Below are 18,360 nucleotides of genomic sequence, written 5' to 3'. Positions count from 1 at the left end.
CGTCGGCGGAGCTGGCGGCGGCGGTGCCGGCGCTTCCGGTGGTGGGGGCGGCGCGGCCGGTTGCTGGGGTGCGGGCGCGGCCGGTTGCTGCTGCGGGGCAGGGGGACCCGGCTGCTGCGGCAGGTGCTCGTTGCCCTGACGTTGCTGCGGGGTACTCGACCCGCCCGAGGAGCCCGCCGACGACCCGGCCGACGAGGCGGCGCTGCCGGGGTTGGGTGCGGGCATCGGGATCGGCGGCAGGTTGAGCCGCTCCTCCGGGATGTCCGGCGGCGGAACCGGCGGCTGGCCGTTGATCAGCAGCGGCCCCTTGGCGCTGTTCAGCAGCGTCGCCCAGCCGCCGTTGCCCAGGGTCGCCCCGATGCTGCAGGCGACCTCACGGCTGCCGGCCGACCAGCTCGGCAACGACAGGGTGTTGTAGATCAGCGTCAGCGTGGTGCTGCGCAGCTGGACGGGCGCCAAGTAGGCGTCGGTCAGCCGCGTGCAGGACTCCTTGATGAACGCGTCCTGTTCAGGGTCGGGTGGCAGCGCGTCGGGGAACTTGGCCATCAGGTTGACCGTGCCGGTGACCTCCATCGCGTGCGGCACGACGCAGTCGACCGGGACGTCGGTGGGCTGGTTGGTCGACGGGTCGATGCCCAGGCAGGTGCCGTCCGGCCACACCCGCGATTGGTCGAGGTCGGCGACCTTGCCCTTGAAAGCCTGCTGCTGGTTGCCGGCACCCGGCAGCTGCAGGCCGCACAGCATCCGGCGCTCACCGTGCTGGCGCCACGCCTTGTCGCCGGACCACAGCATGCTGATGGTGAACTTGCTGCTCGGATCGAATTTGGTGCCGAGGTACCGGTGCACGGCCGACTCGCACTGTTCCTGGCTGATCTGCTCGATGCGCGCGGCCGACGGTGGCGCGGCGTCGGGCCCGTACTCCGAGCCGGGGAAGGTCCGCATGTCGACCGACTCGGCGACCTCGAAGCGGTGCTCCTCCTTGCAGTCGACAATGGTCGCGGCCTCCGGCGTGCGATCCGGCCACATCAGACAATCGCCGCTGCCGGCGTGGTTGAAGGCGTCGTTGCCCTTGGCGCCGGTACTGGGCACCGGGTCGATGTAGCCGGACAGTCGCCCGCGGTCGCCGGAGATCGGCAGCGCGACGACGATGCCGGCGATCAGCAGACCACCCAGCGCGGTCAGCAACAACGCGCGCCGCGTCGCCGTGGCATGCAACGTATGCAGCCACCCGAACCGGGCCAGCCGGGATTCCGGCCGTTCGGCGGGCGAATCGTGCTGCTCGGGTGCGTCCAACATTGGCTCTATTCTGACAGGCCCGACGCACCCCGTGACACTTGATGCAGATGTTGCTTACCGGGGTGCGGGCGGCGGGCCGGACGCGAGCAAAAGTAGGGTCATAGGCCGTGATCGACCTGAAGTTGCTGCGCGAAGACCCCGACGCTGTTCGCCGCTCCCAGCGGAACCGCGGCGAGGACCCCGCACTGGTCGACACGCTGCTGGCCGCCGACGCCGCCCGGCGGGCCGCGATCTCGGCCGCGGATTCGCTGCGCGCCGAGCAGAAGGCCGCCAGCAAGAAGGTGGGCGCCGCGTCGGCCGACGAGCGGCCGGCGCTGCTGGCGCGGGCCAAGGAACTGGCCGAGGAGGTCAAGGCCGCCGAGGCCCGGCAGGCCAAAGCCGAGGCGGAGTTCACCGCGGCGTACATGGCGATATCCAACGTCATTCTGGACGGGGTGCCCGCCGGCGGGGAGGACGACTACGCGGTGCTCGACGTCGTCGGCGAGCCGACCGCGATCGAAAACCCAAGAGACCATTTGGAACTCGGCGAGTCGCTGGGGCTGATCGATATGGAGCGCGGCGCCAAGGTGTCCGGGTCGCGGTTCTACTTCCTGACCGGCCGCGGCGCGCTGCTGCAACTGGGGCTGCTGCAGCTTGCGGTGCGGCTGGCGGTCGACAACGGCTTCATTCCGATGATCCCGCCGGTGCTGGTGCGCCCAGACGTCATGTCGGGCACCGGGTTTCTCGGCGCGCACGCCGAGGAGGTGTACCACCTTGACGCCGACGACCTCTACCTCGTCGGCACCTCCGAGGTTCCGCTGGCCGGCTATCACGCCGACGAGATCCTCGACTTGTCCGGCGGACCGCGGCGCTACGCCGGCTGGTCGTCGTGCTTTCGCCGGGAAGCCGGCAGCCACGGCAAAGACACCCGCGGCATCATCCGCGTGCACCAGTTCGACAAGGTCGAGGGGTTCGTCTACTGCACACCCGCCGAGGCCGAAGCAGAGCATCAGCGGCTGCTCGGCTGGCAGCGCGAGATGCTGGCCCGCATCGAGGTGCCGTACCGCGTGATCGACGTCGCCGCAGGGGATCTCGGCTCGTCGGCGGCCCGCAAATTCGACTGCGAGGCCTGGATCCCCACCCAAGGCGCATACCGCGAGCTGACCTCGACGTCGAACTGCACCACGTTCCAGGCCCGCCGGCTCGCCACCCGCTACCGGGACGAGAACGGCAAGCCGCAGATTGCCGCCACCCTCAACGGCACCCTGGCCACCACCCGCTGGCTGGTGGCCATCCTGGAAAACCACCAGCGGCCCGACGGCACTGTGCGGGTCCCCGACGCGCTGGTGCCGTTCGTGGGCACCGAGCTGCTCGAGCCGACCGGTTAACGGCGCGGCGGCCAATTCGCCGAGGTCGACGTTTTGCAGACCATCTCTCGGCCTTTTGTCGCAAAATGTCGATCTCGGTGTGGCTCTGCGCGAGGGATTTCTGCCTGAGCCAGGCGACGCCTTAGACGCTCACCTTCTCGTGGGCTCGGTCGCGCCGGTGCTGCCGCTCAATGGTGGCGAAGTAGACCGCGAACGCGAAAGCGCAGCTGGTGAACAGGCTGGACACGAAGTACAGCCACGGCCGCCGCAGCCCGCGCCGGTAGCCGTCGACGATGGTGAACAGCGGCAGCAGAACGACATTGATGATTGTGTAGTCCTGGCTGGCTGAGCTGGCGGCGGGATTGGTGAACATCAGCCGGATGTAGTCCGACCAACTGCCCGGTCCCCACAGGGGATTGCCCGACCCGGTGGCGTACTCACGTACGAACCGGATGTTGAAATACCAGCCGAGCACGACCGACGCGACCCCGACGGCGTAGTACGCGCATTCGAGCGCCGAGAAGCGGGGGCCGTGGGACGGCCGCGCGAAAACCCGCGGGTTCGACGCGACGATCCACCCGATGACCGTCAGCCCCAGGATTGCGTGCACCAGCAGTGAGATCATGTGGGCAGTCTCGGCATCGGCCAGTCTTTTGTCAAGATTGACGAAACTCGACGAGGTACCGTACTGGCATGGCCAGACCCGCGCGGACGGCGCGCAGCGAGCGCACTCGCGAGGCCCTCATTCAGGCCGCGCAGGTGCGATTCCTGGCCCAGGGCGTGGAGGACACGTCGGCCGAGCAGATCGCTGCGGACGCCGGGGTGTCGCTGCGGACGTTCTATCGGCACTTCAAGTCCAAGCACGATTTGCTGTTTGCCGACTACACCGGATTGAAGTGGTTTCGCGCCGCGCTGGACGCCAGGCCCGCCGACGAACCGATCATCGAGTCGGTCCAGACGGCCATCTTCTCGTTTCCCTTTGACGTTGAAGCCGTGACCAAAGTCGCCGCGCTGCGGGGTGGCGAGCTCGACCCCGGCCGCATCGTCCGCCACATGCAGGATGTCCAGGCCGACTTCGCCGATGCCATCGAGGCGCAGCTGCACCGGCGTAGCTGTGAAGCGAACATGACAGCGGAAAGCCGGTTGCACGCCGTGGTAGCCGCACGCTGCATCGCCGCCGCGGTCTTCGGCGCAATGGAGTTCTGGATGCTCGGCGACGACCGGTCGCTGGGTGAACTGGCCCGAATGTGTCACGCGGCGCTGGAGTTGCTTCGAACCGGCCTCACGAATGCCTCATCCGCGAACGCCTGCTCCATAGTTTCGTCATAATTGACAAAACTATGGAGACGTGCCAGCCTGCGCAGCAGAGCAGGAAAGGGCGGCGCAGATGACCGACTACGACGCGATCGTGATTGGTGCCGGGCACAACGGATTGGCCGCGGCGGTGATTTTGCAACGCGCCGGATTGCGCACGGTGTGCTTGGAATCCAAGCTCTATGCCGGCGGAATGGCCTCGACCGTCGAGCTTTTCGACGGCTACCACTTCGAGATCGCCGGCTCGGTGCAGTTCCCCACCGCGCCGGTGGTCGCCGACGAGTTGGGACTGGGCAACCTGCCCACTGTCGATCTCGACGTGATGTCGGTAGCGGTGCGCGGCGTCGGCGACGATCCGCTGGTCCAGTACAGCGACCCGATCAAGCTGTTCACCCACCTCAACGAGGTCCACGGCGCCGACGGGGTGAACGGCATGGCCGGGCTGATGGCCTGGAGCCAGGCCCCCACCCGCGCTCTGGGCCGCTTCGACGCCGGCGCGCGGCCCAAGACGCTCGACGAGATGTATGCCTGTGCCACAAACGAATTCGAACGCGCAGCGATCAATGACATGCTCTTCGGTTCGGTGACCGACGTGCTGGACCGCTATCTGCCCGACCGCGAGAAACACGGCGCGCTGCGCGGCTCGATGACCGTGCTGGCCGTCAACACCCTCTATCGGGGACCGGCCACACCGGGCAGCGCGGCCGCGCTGGCCTTCGGCATCGGCGTTCCCGACGGCGACACGATGCAGATGAAGAAACTGCGCGGCGGCATCGGCGCGCTGACGTCGCATCTGTGCAAGCAATTCGAGAACGACGGCGGCGAAGTCCGGTTGCGCACCAAGGTGGCCGAAGTCCTCGTCGCCGGCGGCCGGGTAACCGGCGTGCGCACCGAGGCTGGCGATACCCTGACCGCGCCTGTCGTCGTCTCCGGCATCGCGCCCGACCTCACCCTGGGTGAGCTGGTCGATCCCGCCGCGTTGCCCGCCGATATCCGGGAACGCTACGGCCGCATCGACCACCGCGGCAGCTACCTGCAGATGCACTTCGCGCTGGACGAAGCCCCGGCCTTCGCGGCGCCGTACCAAATGCTCGACGACCCGGCCATGCAGGCGTCGATAGGGCTGTTCTGCACCCCGGAGGAAGTCCAGCAGCAGTGGGAGGAATGCCGGCGCGGAATCGTGCCAGCCGACCCGACGGTGGTGTTACAGATCCCTTCGCAGAACGACCCGGACCTGGCGCCGGAGGCTAAGCACGCCGCGTCGGCGTTCGCGTTGTGGTTCCCGATCGAAGGCGGCGTCGACTACGGCCGAGCCAAGGTCGAGATGGGTCAGCGGGTGATCGACAAAATCACCAGGCTGGCACCGAATTTCGAACGCAGCATCATCCGGCACACCACCTTTACGCCCAAGCACATGGGAACCATGTTCGGTGCGCCCGGAGGCGACTATTGCCATGGGCTGCTGAACCCCGACCAGATCGGTCCCAACCGGCCTGGCCCGAAAGGGTATCTCGGGCAGCCGATCCCGATCGAGGGGCTGTACCTCGGTAGCGCGGGATGTCACGGCGGACCGGGGATCACGTTCATCCCGGGCTATAACGCCGCCCATCAAGCGCTGGCAGACGCGGGCCGCTAGTGCCGGAGCAGCTCGTCGAGCAGCGCGGTGAACTCGTCCGGGCGCTCCGGTGTGAACGCGGGGCTGGGCCGGGTGCCCAACACGTCGAGCGTGATCAACGTCGACTTGAACGGCCGGCGCACGTCCAGCGGCAACCAGCGGCGCAGATCCGAGCTGCCCCAGATCCGGAACCGGTGCATGAACAGCCCCAGCGGCTCAGCCTTGTACCCGCGGACCTTGTTCAGCGCGATGACCTTCGAGGTGCCCGAAGGAAAGTGGTAGCGGCGCAAAGTAATTGCCTCCCGATCCAACTGGACCAGGCCGTCGTCGTAGCGCTGTTGCGTGCTCACAGCCGCGAGCACCGCAGTTCGTGGCCGCGCGCGGTGAGGCAGCGACCGTTCTCCAGGTTCCATTGCCAACCGTGCAGGTTGCAGGTCAGTGTATTACCTTCCACCACACCGAACTTCGACAGATCGGCCTTCAAATGCGGGCAGCGTCGCTGCATCTCCCAGCCGTCCAAGGTGATTGACGCGGTGTCGTCGTGGGTTTCGGCGAACCAGCCGTCGGCGTAGGCGATGCGTTCGTCGGTCAGGCATTTGAAGAACGTGTACAGGTACTCGTTGTAGCCGCCGACCCGCCACGCCTTGAACCGGGTGGACAAGAAGATGGTGTTGACCCAGTCGGGTTCGTTGTCGCGCAGCACGGTGCGCACCAATTCCGGTGGGATCTCGAAGCCGTAGCGGAACTTCTCGTCGGGAACCGCTTCGCGCACAGTGCGTTTCGGGAAATCGAGCACGACGGTTTGCGGGCCGAGTCTCAGTTCGACGGAATAGCCGATGCCGTCGCAGATCTCGTCGCTGGCCAGCATGATCGGCTCGAACGCCGCGCGCAGCGGTTCCAGCAGCGGCTCCCCGGCGGCCGGCGCCCAGCGGGCCTTCTCCGCCGCCAGCACCGGTGCCATCCGCGCCGCGTAGTCGGCGATGTAGTCCGCTTTGCCGGTGGTGAAGATCGCCTCGACTTCCTCGGTGGGCAGTGGGTGACGCAACGAATTCAACTGTGTGCCAGAGAAATCCGCGGTCGAGCCGGGCATCATCAGCAGTCCGCGGTCGTGGCCGTGGACCCGCATCTGGTCGAGGAACACCATCTGGTCGGGGAAAATGTTGGCCGGATCGCCGTGGTCGTCGTTGAGGTGGCGCAGTTCAGGATCCAAAAAGCACGGCGGCCCGGCGGACGGGATCACCCAGGTGGCGTCGACCTGCGCGATGTACTGGCGAGCGCGGTCCATCTGGCGTTGCCGCTTCTGGGTGCCGAAGGCCTCCTTGGCCCGCGCCGGCATGTCGTAGACCATCGGGTACCAGATCGCCCCGGAGTACTGCAGCATGTGCACGTCGACGTGCCCGAACGCCGAATGCAACACGTCGAGATCCACCGGCCGGGCGTCGTTCATGTTGAACACCGTCGTCTCGCCGTCGGACACCACCAGCGCCGAGTCGCCGATCGGTCCGTCGGCGGGCGCCCGCAAGGCGATGATCATGATGTCGAGGCCGCCCTTCGGTCCGCCGACCCGGTGTACTTGCGAGTCGGTGGTTTCGAAGAACCGGTGAAATCCCAGCTTTGCCAACTCATCCCGCAAGTCCGGCACCGGATACTCGGGCAGCAGCACCACGGCGTCTTTGTTGACGTGCTCGGCGAGCAGCCTGGCGTCGAAGTGGTCCTTGTGCAGATGCGAGACATAGAGGTAGTCGCAGTCGCCCAGCGCGTCCCAGTCCAGCCCGCTGTTGTCGGGGAACGGGAACCACGACGCGAAGTAGGCCGGATTGACCCACGGGTCGCACAGAATGCTGCCCGCCCGGGTCTCGATCCGAAAGCCGGCGTGGCCGACACTGGTGACCTGCATCGCGGACCAAGCCTAATCGGAATCGTAAGCTCGGCGAAGCCGGGCGCGACGGGTCGCCGCCATCAACCCAGCGGCGATCGTAAGCTCGGCGAAGCCGGGCGCGACGGGTCGCCGCCATCAACCCAGCGGCGATCGCCGGCTGCCCGGCCGACCCTCTTTTTCGAGCAGGCCGCGCGCCGGCAACCGAAACACTAGGGTTGACGGCGTGGAGCCGGTGTACGGAACTGTCATTCAGCTTGCCCGCCTGACGTGGCGATTGCAGGGTTTGCGGTTCACCGTCAGCGGGGTGGAGCACCTGCCGGAGACCGGCGGAGCCGTCATCGCGATCAACCACACCAGCTACTTCGACTTCACCTTCGCCGGGCTGCCCGCCTACAAGCAGGGTCTCGGCCGCAAGGTGCGGTTCATGGCCAAGCAGGAAGTGTTCGACCACAAGGTTTCCGGCCCGATCATGCGCGGCTGCCGGCACATCCCGGTCGACCGGGAAAGCGGCGCTGCCTCGTTCGAGGCGGCGGTAGCCGCTCTCAAGGCCGGTGAACTGGTCGGGGTGTACCCGGAGGCGACGATCAGCCGGAGCTTCGAGATCAAAGAGCTCAAGTCCGGCGCCGCCCGGATGGCCATCGCGGCCGGCGTGCCGATCATCCCGCACATTGTGTGGGGCGCCCAGCGGATCTGGACCAAGGACCACCCGAAGAAGCTGTTGCGGCCCAAGGTGCCGATCGAGGTGGCGGTCGGTGAGCCGATCCAGCCCACCTTGCCGGCGCCGGAGTTGACGAAATTGCTGCATTCCCGGATGCAGCATTTGCTGGAGCGGGTGCAAGACGCCTACGGACCGCATCCGGCAGGCGAGTTCTGGGTTCCGCACCGGCTGGGCGGCGGCGCCCCGTCGCTGGCCGAGGCCGCCCGGCTGGACGCCGAAGAAGCCACTCGGCGCGCCGCCGCCAAGGCGGCTCGCCTGCGGCCCGATGCGGGGGCTGCGCCGGAGTAGCTGTATGGAACCGGTATTCCGCGCGCTCGAGATCACCGCAAAAGCGGTCATCAAGGCCGTCGGCAGCCCGATCTCCTTCGAGGGCCTGGAGAACATTCCGCGCAGCGGCGGCGCCGTGATCGCGATCAACCACACCAGCTATGTCGACTGGCTGCCCGCCGCCCTGGCCGTGCACCACCGCGGTCGCCGGATCCGCTACATGATCAAGGCCGAGATGCAGGACGTGCGGGTAGTCAATTTCCTGATCAAGCACACCAAGACCATTCCGGTGAACCGCCAGGCCGGGGGAGAAGCGTATGCGGTGGCCGTCCAACGGCTGCGCGAGGGGGAAGTGGTGGGGTTGATGCCGGAGGCGACGATCAGCCGCAGCTTCGAGCTCAAGGAGTTCAAGACCGGCGCCGCCCGCATGGCCCTGGAGGCGCAGGTGCCGATCGTGCCGCTGATCGTCTGGGGCGCGCACCGCATCTGGACCAAGGACCACCCGCGAAACGTCGGCCGCAAAAAAATTCCGATCACAGTGGCTGCCGGTGCGCCGCTTGCGCCGCGCGGCGACGTCGAGCAGCTCGAAGCCCAGTTGCACGACCAGATGACGTCGTTGTTGCACCGGGTGCAGGAGGAATATCCGCATCCCGAGGGCGCGTTCTGGGTGCCGCGGCGACTCGGTGGCAGCGCACCTACCCTGGCAGAGGCCAAAGTTCTCGAGGAGGCCGAACGCGCCGCGCGGGCCCGCAAGCGCGCGGAGCAAGAGTTGTGAGAACCAGCGGCCGGCCGGTTAACAGGAGCATGGAATGGCAGAACCGTTCTTCCGGATGATGGAGATCGTCGTCCCGCCGCTGGTCGCGGCGAACGGCACCAAGATCACCTACCAGGGCCTCGAGAACATTCCCGAACGTGGCGGCGCGCTGGTGGCGCTCAACCACACCAGCTACGTCGACTGGCTTCCGGCGTCTATGGCCGCATATCAACGCCGACGGCGGCTGCGGTTCATGATCAAGGCCGAAATGCAGGATGTTCGGGCCGTCAACTACGTCATCAAGCACGCCAAGCTGATTCCGGTGGACCGGAGCCACGGCGCGAACGCCTACGCGGTGGCCGTGCGGGAGCTGAAACGCGGCGAACTCGTCGGCCTACATCCGGAGGCCACGATCAGCCGCAGCTTCGAACTGCGGCCGTTCAAGACCGGGGCGGCCCGGCTGGCGCTGGAGGCGCAGGTGCCGATCATTCCGATGATCGTGTGGGGCGCCCAAAGGATCTGGCCCAAAGACCACCCGCGTCACCTGTTTCGGAACAAGGTCCCGATCACCGTTGCGGTGGGTGCGCCGCTGCAACCGCGGGGCGGCGCCGACGAGCTCAACGCCCGGCTGCGCGACACGATGAAGTCGATGCTGTATCGGGTGCAGGAGGAGTACCCGCATCCCGCAGGCGCCTACTGGGTGCCGCGCCGGCTGGGCGGCAGCGCGCCGACCCCCGACGAGTCCAAGGCGCTGCGGATCGCCGAATTGATGGAGCGGGCCCGCAAAAAGGGTGTGAGCCGCCTGTGACCGCGCCGCCGCCGCTCGGCGGGAACGGCGGATTGCCCAGATGACACTGCCCGCGCTCATTGCCTGCGACGTGGACGGCACCCTGATCGACGACCGTGAACGGATCAGCCCGCGTACTCGGCACGCCGTTCACGCCGCCGTCGAGGCCGGGGCGAAGTTCATCCTGGCGACCGGCCGCCCGCCGCGCTGGGTGCAGCCGGTGGTCGACGAGCTCGGGTTCGCGCCGATGGCGGTGTGCGCCAACGGCGCCGTCGTCTACGACGCGGCCACCGACCGGGTGGTGTCGGCGCACACGCTGGCCGTCGACACCCTCGGCGAGCTGGCCGAGATCGCGACACGCGTCATTCCGGGCGCCGGGCTGGCCGTCGAGCGCATAGGCCGCAGCGCACATGACACCGCGACGCCGCAGTTCATCAGCTCTCCGGGTTACGAGCATGCCTGGCTCAACCCGGACAACACCGAGGTGTCCATCGAAGACCTGCTCAGTGCGCCCGCCGTCAAGCTGTTGATCCGCAAGGCGGGGGCCCGCAGTGACGACATGGCCGCCGAACTGGCCAAGCACATCGGGATCGAGGGAGACATCACCTACTCGACCAACAACGGGCTGATCGAGATCGTGCCGCTGGGCTTCAGCAAGGCCACCGGTATCGACGAGATCGCCCGGCCGCTGGGCATCACCGACGAGGATGTGGTCGCGTTCGGCGACATGCCCAACGACGTGCCGATGCTGTTGCGGGCCGGCCACGGCGTCGCGATGGGCAATGCGCATCCCGAGGCGGTGGCCGCCGCGAACGAAGTCACCGCGCCCAACACCGACGACGGGGTGGCCCGGGTGCTCGAACGTTGGTGGCTTTAAGCGGTTTACGCCGCCGGATGCACCGGCGAGAACCGCTCGAGCTGCACCGGCGGCCCGTCCGGCGCCGGCGGCGGCAGTTCCTGCGCGACACCATCGATGACCCGGGTGACGCGGCCCGTCTCCCGGTCGAAGTTCAGCGTGCCGTGCTGGAAGTTCTGCGTGATCCACTGCGGCTGCTGGATTTCCCCGCTGGTCGGCAGCCCCAGTGCCCCGCGCTCGTAGCCGAGCGAGGCCCAGGCTTCGTAGATCGCACCGGTGACCGGTTCGGCGCCGGTCTCCGGCGACCAGTAGATGGCGCCCTTGTCGAAGGTGGCGTAACGCGCCGAGCCGGCCGCGGTGGCTTCCGGTGAGGTCGGCACGCCCAGGAGGCTTTTCATCCCACCCATCGCCTGCCAGCGGTCGTAGATCGCGCCGCCCTGCAGCGCCGCCGCCAAGTCTTCCGGCCCGGGCGGATCGTTGAAACGCGCTGCGATATCACGGATCTCGTTCATCCGCGCGTAGGCGACGTTACCCGGGCACAGGGTGGCGCCGACGTCGCGGTGGCTGAAAATGCTCGGCAGTGTCGGCGTGGCGCCGGCCGGGAAGTGGGTGTTGGGGCCGCCGGCCGACGTCAGCGTCACGGTGCCGTGCGGATCGACATGGTCGATGCCCAGCCGCCAGCCGAGCAGCCGGCCGACGGTGCGCAGCTGGATCGGGGTCGGTGGCTCGTCGTCGAAGTTTCCGATCATCGCCACACCCCAGGTGTCGCGGTTGAACCCGCCGGTGTGCGACCCCTCGACCGCCCGGCTGATCCCGCCGGCCCGGCCCTCGAACACCTGCCCGTACTTGTCGACCAGCGTGTTGTAGGCGATGTCGCACCAGCCCAGCATTCTGGTGTGGTAGGCGTAGATGGACCGCACGATGGCGGCCGAATCCTGCGGCTCGTAGTCGTTGCTCTCCGCGGTGTGGTGAACCACCGCTGCGCGAATAGCGTTGTCGTACAGGGTATTACCGCATCGTATCGACTCGTCGGCCCCCCACTGTGAGCGGCTGATGATGTTGGGCGGCTGGCCCGGCGCGAGCACCGCCGACGGCGGCGTCCACTGCGTGTCGGCCGGTGCCTGCGGCGGAGAGATCAGTATCGCCGAAATGTTCTGCGGCAGCGGCTGTTCGACGGTCGCCGGCCGGTAGCCCAGCGCAGCCGGTGCGGGGTCCGGCGGCGCCGACGTCACCGGCGCGTCGTGGGGCCGGGTGACCGCGATCTGCACCGTCGTGGTCTTCCCGACGAACACCGGCTCGGTACCGCGCGGAACGGTCGACGCTCCGTCGGAGCCCTCGGACTCGAGTGCCTCGGCGTCACGCCAGGGTCCCCAGGAGCCGTCGGAACGTTTGGCGCGCACCCGTGCCGAGGTGCCGGTCAGATCCCCGCCGGTCAGCGCGACCATGGAAAACGGTGTGGGCTGGCTGATCTCGCGGACGGTTTCACCGCCGCCGACGCCGATCAGCGGCTGGCGGGTCAGCTGGGTGGCGTCGGCGTTGACCGGCTGATCCCGATGTCCGGTGACCGCCCAGGGCAGGATGACGACGGTCGCCGCGATCGCGGTGAACAACATCGTCGGCGGGCGACGGCTGCGCAACACAAGGCGATGTTACTTATGTGGTCTATGTTGCTTCTGTTGCGACACGGTACTACTGGGGACAAAGTTACTCTACCCGTAACGGCACCGCAGAGTTTCGGCGCTGGATCAACCAGCCCCCACTTCTGCGGTGCCGTTGGGTAACAGGATCTACATACCGGTCAGGTGACAGGGGCCGGCGGCGCCGCGGCGGCGGCCGCCGGTGCAGCGGCACCTGCGGCGCCACCTTGGATCGCTTGGGTGATCGACGGCATCACCAGGCCCTTGAGCAGGTCGATCGCCTGGCTGGCGCCGAGCTGGTTGGCGGTGCTCATCAGGTCGCTGACGATCCCGCCGCTACCGCCCGACGTCGGCGCGGCGCCCAGCGAAGGGTCGCCCAGGATCGGGTAGGTGCCACCCGCGCCCGGGTCCAACCCGATCGGTGTGCTGATCGGCACCTCTCCCGGACTGTAGCCAGGGGTCATCGCGCCGGGGTTGATCAGCGACGGGTCGACACCAGCCGGGCTGGTGAGGCCCGGAGTCGTGCCTGTTGGGCTGGTCAGGCCCGGCGTGGCGCCGGCCGGGTTGGTCAGGCTGGGTCCGTCAGGCCCGGGTTGGTCAAGCTGGGGTCGGTCAGCCCCGGGGTAGCGCCAGGAGTGGTCAAACCCGGCGTCGCACCGGGCGTCGTCAAACCCGGCGTCGCACCGGGCGTCGTGAGCCCGGGCGTCGCACCGGGTGTCGTCAGGCCGGGCGTGGTGAGCCCCGGCGTGGCACCCGGCGTCGTCAGACCCGGTGACGTCAGCCCGGGCGAGGTCAATCCGGGGCTGGTCAGACCCGGCGTGGCTGTCGCCCCGCCGCCCGCCAGGCTCGGCACCGGCGGCATGTTGATCCCGAATTGCGACAACCCCTGAGTCAGGGCAGACATCAGCTCATTGGGCAAGTCGCTCATCACCGCGGCCCGGACGAACTCGTGATGCTCGGGAGCCGGCGTGCTGTCGGCGGCCAACTGGCTGACGGTGAGATAGGCAAATGGACTCGCGACCGCCAGAGCGGCGACTGCGCTCATGGCTGTCGAGAGCCTGCGTCGACGTCGGTTCGGCACGGAAGTCTCCTCAATCTGGGCTATATGGTCCTCGGTCGTCCTGCCTGTGCAGCGCAGCAAGATGCCGACGTGATCGATGGTACTGGCGTGACTGCTGTGACTAGTGTGGCGATATCGAATCGTGAACCAATCGCGACATTCGTCACCCGGCGGCCGCCCGAAAGCCACGCCGGCGGCCGCGGGTGCTCGCCAAATACGATCTCGCGAGCTGCCGCCGCGTAACCATTGCGGTTCGGCCGCGCTCCGCCGGAGCCGCCGAGCGGGTTGTGGCCGCGCGGTCGGATACCCTATGCAGTCGATGACCGCTCGTTTCGACCTTTTCGTCGTCGGCTCCGGATTTTTCGGCCTGACGATCGCTGAGCGCGTGGCCAGCCAACTCGGCAAGCGTGTCCTGGTCGTCGAGAAGCGCCCGCACATCGGCGGTAACGCCTACTCCGAATCCGAGCCGCAGACCGGCATCGAAGTGCATAAATACGGTGCTCACCTCTTCCACACCTCCAACAAGCGGGTGTGGGACTACGTGCGGCAGTTCACCGAGTTCACCGGCTACCAGCACCGGGTGTTCGCGCTGCACGACGGGCAGGCCTATCCGATGCCGATGGGGCTGGGCCTGGTCTCGCAGTTCTTCGGCCGCTACTTCAGCCCGGACGAGGCACGCGCGCTGATCGCCGAGCAGTCCGCCGAGATCAAAACCGAGGACGCTCAGAACCTCGAGGAGAAGGCCATCTCGCTGATCGGCCGGCCGCTCTACGAGGCGTTCATCAAGAACTACACCGCCAAGCAGTGGCAGACCGACCCGAAGGAGCTGCCGGCGTCCACCATCACCCGGCTGCCGGTCCGCTACACCTTCGACAACCGCTACTTCAACGACACCTACGAGGGCCTACCGGTCAATGGCTACACCGCGTGGCTGCAGAACATGGCCGCCGACGAGCGCATCGAGGTCCGCACTCACACCGACTGGTTCGACGTGCGAGAGGAACTCCGTGCTGCGCACCCCGGCGCGCCGGTGGTCTACACCGGCCCGCTGGACCGCTACTTCGACTACGCGGAGGGCCACCTGGGTTGGCGCACACTGGATTTCGAGCTCGAGGTGCTGCCGACCGGCGACTTCCAGGGCACCCCGGTGATGAACTACAACGATCCGGACCCGCCCTACACCCGCATCCACGAATTCCGCCATTTCCACCCCGAGCGCGACTACCCCACCGACAAGACGGTGATCATGCGCGAGTACTCGCGGTTCGCCGACGATGACGACGAGCCCTACTACCCGATCAATACCGAAGCCGACCGCGCTCTGCTGGCCGCCTATCGGGCCCGGGCCAAAGCCGAGACCGAGTCGTCGAAGGTGTTGTTCGGCGGCCGGTTGGGCACTTATCAATATCTGGACATGCACATGGCCATCGCCAGCGCACTGAACATGTACGACAACGTTCTGGCGCCACACCTGCGCGAGGGCGCGCCGTTGACGAAAGCATCCGCGGATGAGTGAAACCGCTGTGAGCCTGCTGGCCCGCGTGATCTTGCCGCGCCCGGGCGAGCCGCTCGACGTCCGCAAGCTCTACCTGGAGGAGTCGATCACCAACGCCCGGCGCGCGCATGCGACAACGCGTACGTCGCTGCAGGTCGGCGCCGAATCCGAGGTGTCGTTCGCGACCTATTTCAACGCCTTCCCGGCCAGCTACTGGCGGCGTTGGACGACGCTGACCTCGGTGGTGTTGCGCGCCGAACTGACCGGCGCCGGCCGCGTCGACGTCTACCGGACCAAGGCCACCGGCGCGCGCATCTACATCGACGGCCGCAACTTCGCCGGCAGCGCACAGGTCGTCGAATTAGAGGTGGGACTGCAGCCTTTCGAAGACGGCGGCTGGATCTGGTTCGACATCACCACCGACAGCGACGTGACCTTGCACAGCGCGGGCTGGTATGCGCCGGTCCCGGCGCCCGGCGTCGCCAACATCGCGGTCGGCATCCCGACCTTCAACCGGCCCAGCGACTGTGTCAACGCGTTGCGCGACCTGACCTCGGATCCGTTGGTGGCCGAGGTGATCGGCGCGGTGATCGTGCCCGACCAGGGCACCGCGAAGGTGCGTGACCACCCCGACTTCGCGGAGGCCGCCGCCCCGCTGGGCAACCGGCTGTCCATCCACGACCAGCCCAACCTGGGCGGCTCGGGCGGATACAGCCGGGTGATGTACGAGGCGCTGAAAAACACCGACTGCCAGCAGATCCTGTTCATGGACGACGACATCCGGATCGAGCCCGACTCGATCCTGCGGGTGCTGGCGCTGCATCGCTTCGCCAAGACGCCGATGCTGGTGGGCGGTCAGATGCTCAATCTGCAGGAGCCGTCGCACCTGCACATCATGGGCGAGGTGGTGGACCGGTCGATCTTTATGTGGACCGCCGCGCCGCACGCCGAATACGACCACGACTTCGCCAAATTCCCGTTGAGCGACAACAATGCTCGCAGCAACCTGCTGCACCGTCGCATCGACGTCGACTTCAACGGCTGGTGGACGTGCATGATCCCGCGGCAGGTGGCCGAGGAGCTGGGCCAGCCGCTGCCGCTGTTCATCAAATGGGACGACGCCGACTACGGGCTGCGCGCCGCCGAGCGCGGCTACCCGACCGCGACCCTGCCCGGCGCCGCGATCTGGCACATGGCCTGGAGCGACAAGGACGACGCCATCGACTGGCAGGCCTATTTCCACCTGCGCAACAGGCTGGTGGTGGCCGCCATGCACTGGGACGGCGACATCATCGGCCTGCTCCGCAGCCACCTCAAGGCGACGTTGAAACACCTTGCCTGCCTTGAGTATTCGACTGTAGCGATTCAGAACAAGGCCATCGACGACTTTTTGGCCGGCCCGGAGCACATCTTCTCGATCCTGGAATCCGCGTTGCCTGAGGTGCACCGGATCCGCAAGGCGTATCCGGATGCGGTCGTGTTGCCGGCGGCCAGCGAGTTGCCCGCGCCCTCGCAGAAGAACACCGAGATGAAGCCGCCGGTCAACCCGCTGGCCATCGGCTACCGGCTGGCCCGCGGAATTCTGCACAACGCGACAAAGGCCGACCCGGCGCATCATCAACGGCCCCAACTGAATGTGCCGACCCAGGACGCCCGCTGGTTCAAGCTGTGCACGCTCGACGGCGCCACCGTCACCACTGCCGACGGCCGCGGGGTGGTGTATCGGCAGCGTGACCGGTCGATGATGTTCTCTCTGCTGTGGCAGTCGCTTCGGCGCCAGCGCCGGCTGGCCAGCCGGTTCGACGAGATGCGCCGGGTCTATCGCGAAGCGTTGCCGGTGCTCTCCAGCAAGCAGAAGTGGGAGACCGTCCTGCTGTCCGTAGAAGACAATGGCTGAAACTGCCGCGCCGCGAGGCGAACTGGCCGCGTTGGTGGCGATTCAATCCGCACTGTCCGGGCGCCCCGGCATGCTGGCCGCGGCGCGGGGCCTGTCGTACTTCGGTGAGCACAGCCTCGGCTGGCTGGCGGTCTCGGCCCTGGGCGCGCTGTGGCAGCCCCAGCGCTGGCGGGCCTGGTTGCTGGTCGGCGCCGGGGCGTTCACCGCGCACGCGACGGCCGTTGTGATCAAGCGGCTGGTGCGGCGCGAACGCCCGGATCATCCAGCCGTCGCAGTCAACGTCGGCACCCCGAGCCGGCTGAGCTTCCCGTCGGCGCATGCCACCTCGACTACGGCGGCGGCCATCCTCTTGGCGCGGGTCACCGGGACGCGGCTGCCGGCCCTACTGGTGCCGCCGATGGCGCTGTCGCGGATGCTGCTGGGGGTGCACTATCCCAGCGACGTGGCGGTCGGCGTGATTGTCGGTGCCGGCGTCGCAGCCGGCGCTGTCCGCGTCGAAGGTAGGTGGTGCCGATGAGTGAGGACGTGATGCCGGTGACCGGACCTCCGGCGAACCTGATCGTCGGCCTCGTCAAGGCGATCCGTCCCCGGCAATGGGTGAAGAACATCCTGGTGCTGGCGGCACCGTTGGCGGCATGGGGCACCGACGTCCGGTATGACTACGCCGCCGTGCTGGGCAAGGAGGCCGTCGCGTTCGTGGTGTTCTGCCTGGCCGCCTCGTCGATTTATCTGATCAACGACGTGCGCGATGTCGAGGCCGATCGCGAGCATCCCACCAAGCGGTTCCGGCCGATCGCCGCCGGTGTGGTGCCGGAGTGGCTGGCCTATGTCATCGCCGCGGTACTCGGGGTGGCTTCGCTGGGCATCTCCTGGTGGCTGACCCCGAACCTGGCGGTGGTGATCGCTGTCTACCTCGGCATGCAGTTGGCCTACTGCTTCGGTCTCAAACACCAAGCCGTGATCGACATCTGCATCCTTTCGTCGGCGTATTTGATCCGGGCCATCGGCGGGGGTGCGGCCGCCGATATCTATCTGTCGCAATGGTTCTTGCTGGGAATTGCATTCGCGTCGCTGTTCATGGGGGCCGGAAAGCGCTACGCGGAGCTGCAGGTGGCCGAGCGCACCGGCGCCAAGATCCGCAAATCGCTGGAGAGCTACACCAGCACTTATCTGCGGTTCGTCTGGACCATGTCGGCCACCGCTGTCGTGGTGTGTTACGGACTATGGGCGTTCGAACGCGACCGCTATACGGGCACCTGGTTCGCAGTGTCGATGATCCCGTTCACGATCGCGATCTTGCGCTACGCAGTCGACGTCGACGGCGGGCTGGCCGGCGAGCCCGAGGACATCGCGCTGCGGGACCGGGTGCTGCAGCTGTTGTTCGTGGCCTGGATCGGAACCATTGGTGCTGCGGTTATCCTCGGCTAGCCCTGCTGTCG

Annotated in this window: 16 protein-coding genes and 1 pseudogene; 11 read left to right on the top strand and 6 right to left on the bottom strand. The window is 67.4% G+C overall.

Annotated elements, in window-relative coordinates; all coding sequences use genetic code 11:
* A partial coding sequence (locus AWB95_RS20325; RefSeq protein ID WP_211279758.1) for a septum formation family protein occupies positions 1-1,296 on the bottom strand: 1,296 nt, incomplete at its 3' end.
* Between the two features lie 107 nt (positions 1,297-1,403).
* Here AWB95_RS20325 and serS point away from each other — a divergent pair.
* On the top strand, positions 1,404-2,663 hold the full coding sequence (gene serS, locus AWB95_RS20320) for a serine--tRNA ligase (protein ID WP_062541617.1): 1,260 nt from the start codon (positions 1,404-1,406) through the stop codon (positions 2,661-2,663).
* 121 nt (positions 2,664-2,784) lie between these two features.
* Here serS and AWB95_RS20315 read toward each other — a convergent pair whose 3' ends face one another.
* On the bottom strand, positions 2,785-3,267 hold the full coding sequence (locus AWB95_RS20315) for a DUF2834 domain-containing protein (RefSeq protein WP_062541616.1): 483 nt from the start codon (positions 3,265-3,267) through the stop codon (positions 2,785-2,787).
* A 68-nt stretch (positions 3,268-3,335) separates the two neighbouring features.
* On the opposite strand from AWB95_RS20315, the gene AWB95_RS20310 reads away from it, so the two are divergent.
* The gene (locus tag AWB95_RS20310; protein ID WP_062541615.1) at positions 3,336-3,971 is read left to right on the top strand and encodes a TetR/AcrR family transcriptional regulator; all 636 of its coding nucleotides are present in this window, start codon (positions 3,336-3,338) and stop codon (positions 3,969-3,971) included.
* A gap of 58 nt (positions 3,972-4,029) precedes the next feature.
* Entirely contained in the window at positions 4,030-5,592 is a 1,563-nt protein-coding gene (locus AWB95_RS20305) for a phytoene desaturase family protein (RefSeq protein ID WP_062541614.1), read from the top strand.
* Here AWB95_RS20305 and AWB95_RS20300 read toward each other — a convergent pair.
* Both AWB95_RS20300 and AWB95_RS20295 read right to left on the bottom strand, forming a co-directional pair.
* Positions 5,589-5,921, bottom strand: coding sequence for a hypothetical protein (locus tag AWB95_RS20300; protein WP_062541619.1), 333 nt, complete (start codon positions 5,919-5,921; stop codon positions 5,589-5,591). The genes AWB95_RS20305 and AWB95_RS20300 overlap by 4 nt on opposite strands.
* Positions 5,918-7,468, bottom strand: a complete 1,551-nt coding sequence (locus AWB95_RS20295; protein ID WP_062541613.1) for an MBL fold metallo-hydrolase — start codon at positions 7,466-7,468, stop codon at positions 5,918-5,920. The genes AWB95_RS20300 and AWB95_RS20295 overlap by 4 nt, the downstream gene beginning before the upstream one ends.
* A gap of 205 nt (positions 7,469-7,673) precedes the next feature.
* Here AWB95_RS20295 and AWB95_RS20290 point away from each other — a divergent pair, with 205 nt between their 5' ends.
* The 4 genes from AWB95_RS20290 to AWB95_RS20275 are packed head-to-tail and all read left to right on the top strand — an operon-like array spanning position 7,674 to position 10,853.
* Positions 7,674-8,456 (top strand): lysophospholipid acyltransferase family protein, encoded by a 783-nt coding sequence (locus AWB95_RS20290; RefSeq protein ID WP_062541612.1) that lies wholly within the window; start codon positions 7,674-7,676, stop codon positions 8,454-8,456.
* A gap of 4 nt (positions 8,457-8,460) precedes the next feature.
* The gene (locus AWB95_RS20285; protein ID WP_085168563.1) at positions 8,461-9,210 is read left to right on the top strand and encodes a lysophospholipid acyltransferase family protein; all 750 of its coding nucleotides are present in this window, start codon (positions 8,461-8,463) and stop codon (positions 9,208-9,210) included.
* A 34-nt stretch (positions 9,211-9,244) separates the two neighbouring features.
* Positions 9,245-9,997 (top strand): lysophospholipid acyltransferase family protein, encoded by a 753-nt coding sequence (locus AWB95_RS20280; protein ID WP_062541611.1) that lies wholly within the window; start codon positions 9,245-9,247, stop codon positions 9,995-9,997.
* A 40-nt stretch (positions 9,998-10,037) separates the two neighbouring features.
* Positions 10,038-10,853, top strand: a complete 816-nt coding sequence (locus tag AWB95_RS20275; RefSeq protein ID WP_062541610.1) for a Cof-type HAD-IIB family hydrolase — start codon at positions 10,038-10,040, stop codon at positions 10,851-10,853.
* 5 nt (positions 10,854-10,858) lie between these two features.
* On the opposite strand, the gene AWB95_RS20270 is transcribed toward AWB95_RS20275, so the two are convergent.
* Both AWB95_RS20270 and AWB95_RS20265 read right to left on the bottom strand, forming a co-directional pair.
* Positions 10,859-12,469 (bottom strand): N-acetylmuramoyl-L-alanine amidase, encoded by a 1,611-nt coding sequence (locus AWB95_RS20270; RefSeq protein WP_062541618.1) that lies wholly within the window; start codon positions 12,467-12,469, stop codon positions 10,859-10,861.
* A gap of 161 nt (positions 12,470-12,630) precedes the next feature.
* A pseudogene (locus AWB95_RS20265) lies at positions 12,631-13,550 on the bottom strand (hypothetical protein).
* Between the two features lie 289 nt (positions 13,551-13,839).
* Between AWB95_RS20265 and glf the strand changes: the two are divergent.
* Genes glf through AWB95_RS20245 form a run of 4 tightly spaced genes read left to right on the top strand, consistent with a single transcriptional unit; the run spans position 13,840 to position 18,349 of the window.
* Positions 13,840-15,045 carry a UDP-galactopyranose mutase gene (gene glf / locus AWB95_RS20260; RefSeq protein ID WP_169714714.1) on the top strand — a complete coding sequence of 402 codons (1,206 nt, stop codon included), beginning with the start codon at positions 13,840-13,842 and terminating at the stop codon, positions 15,043-15,045.
* A complete protein-coding gene (locus AWB95_RS20255) occupies positions 15,038-16,921 on the top strand; it encodes a glycosyltransferase (protein WP_062541844.1) in 1,884 nt (627 codons plus the stop codon). The genes glf and AWB95_RS20255 overlap by 8 nt, the downstream gene beginning before the upstream one ends.
* Entirely contained in the window at positions 16,914-17,438 is a 525-nt protein-coding gene (locus AWB95_RS20250) for a phosphatase PAP2 family protein (protein ID WP_085168562.1), read from the top strand. The genes AWB95_RS20255 and AWB95_RS20250 overlap by 8 nt, the downstream gene beginning before the upstream one ends.
* Positions 17,435-18,349, top strand: coding sequence for a decaprenyl-phosphate phosphoribosyltransferase (locus tag AWB95_RS20245; protein WP_062541569.1), 915 nt, complete (start codon positions 17,435-17,437; stop codon positions 18,347-18,349). The genes AWB95_RS20250 and AWB95_RS20245 overlap by 4 nt, the downstream gene beginning before the upstream one ends.
* Positions 18,350-18,360 lie beyond the last annotated feature (11 nt).

This window comes from Mycobacterium celatum, assembly GCF_002101595.1.
GTDB classification, from domain to species: Bacteria; Actinomycetota; Actinomycetes; order Mycobacteriales; family Mycobacteriaceae; genus Mycobacterium; species Mycobacterium celatum.
The sequence above is the reverse complement of the archived record's forward strand: the minus strand, read 5'-3'. Positions and strand labels throughout refer to the sequence as shown.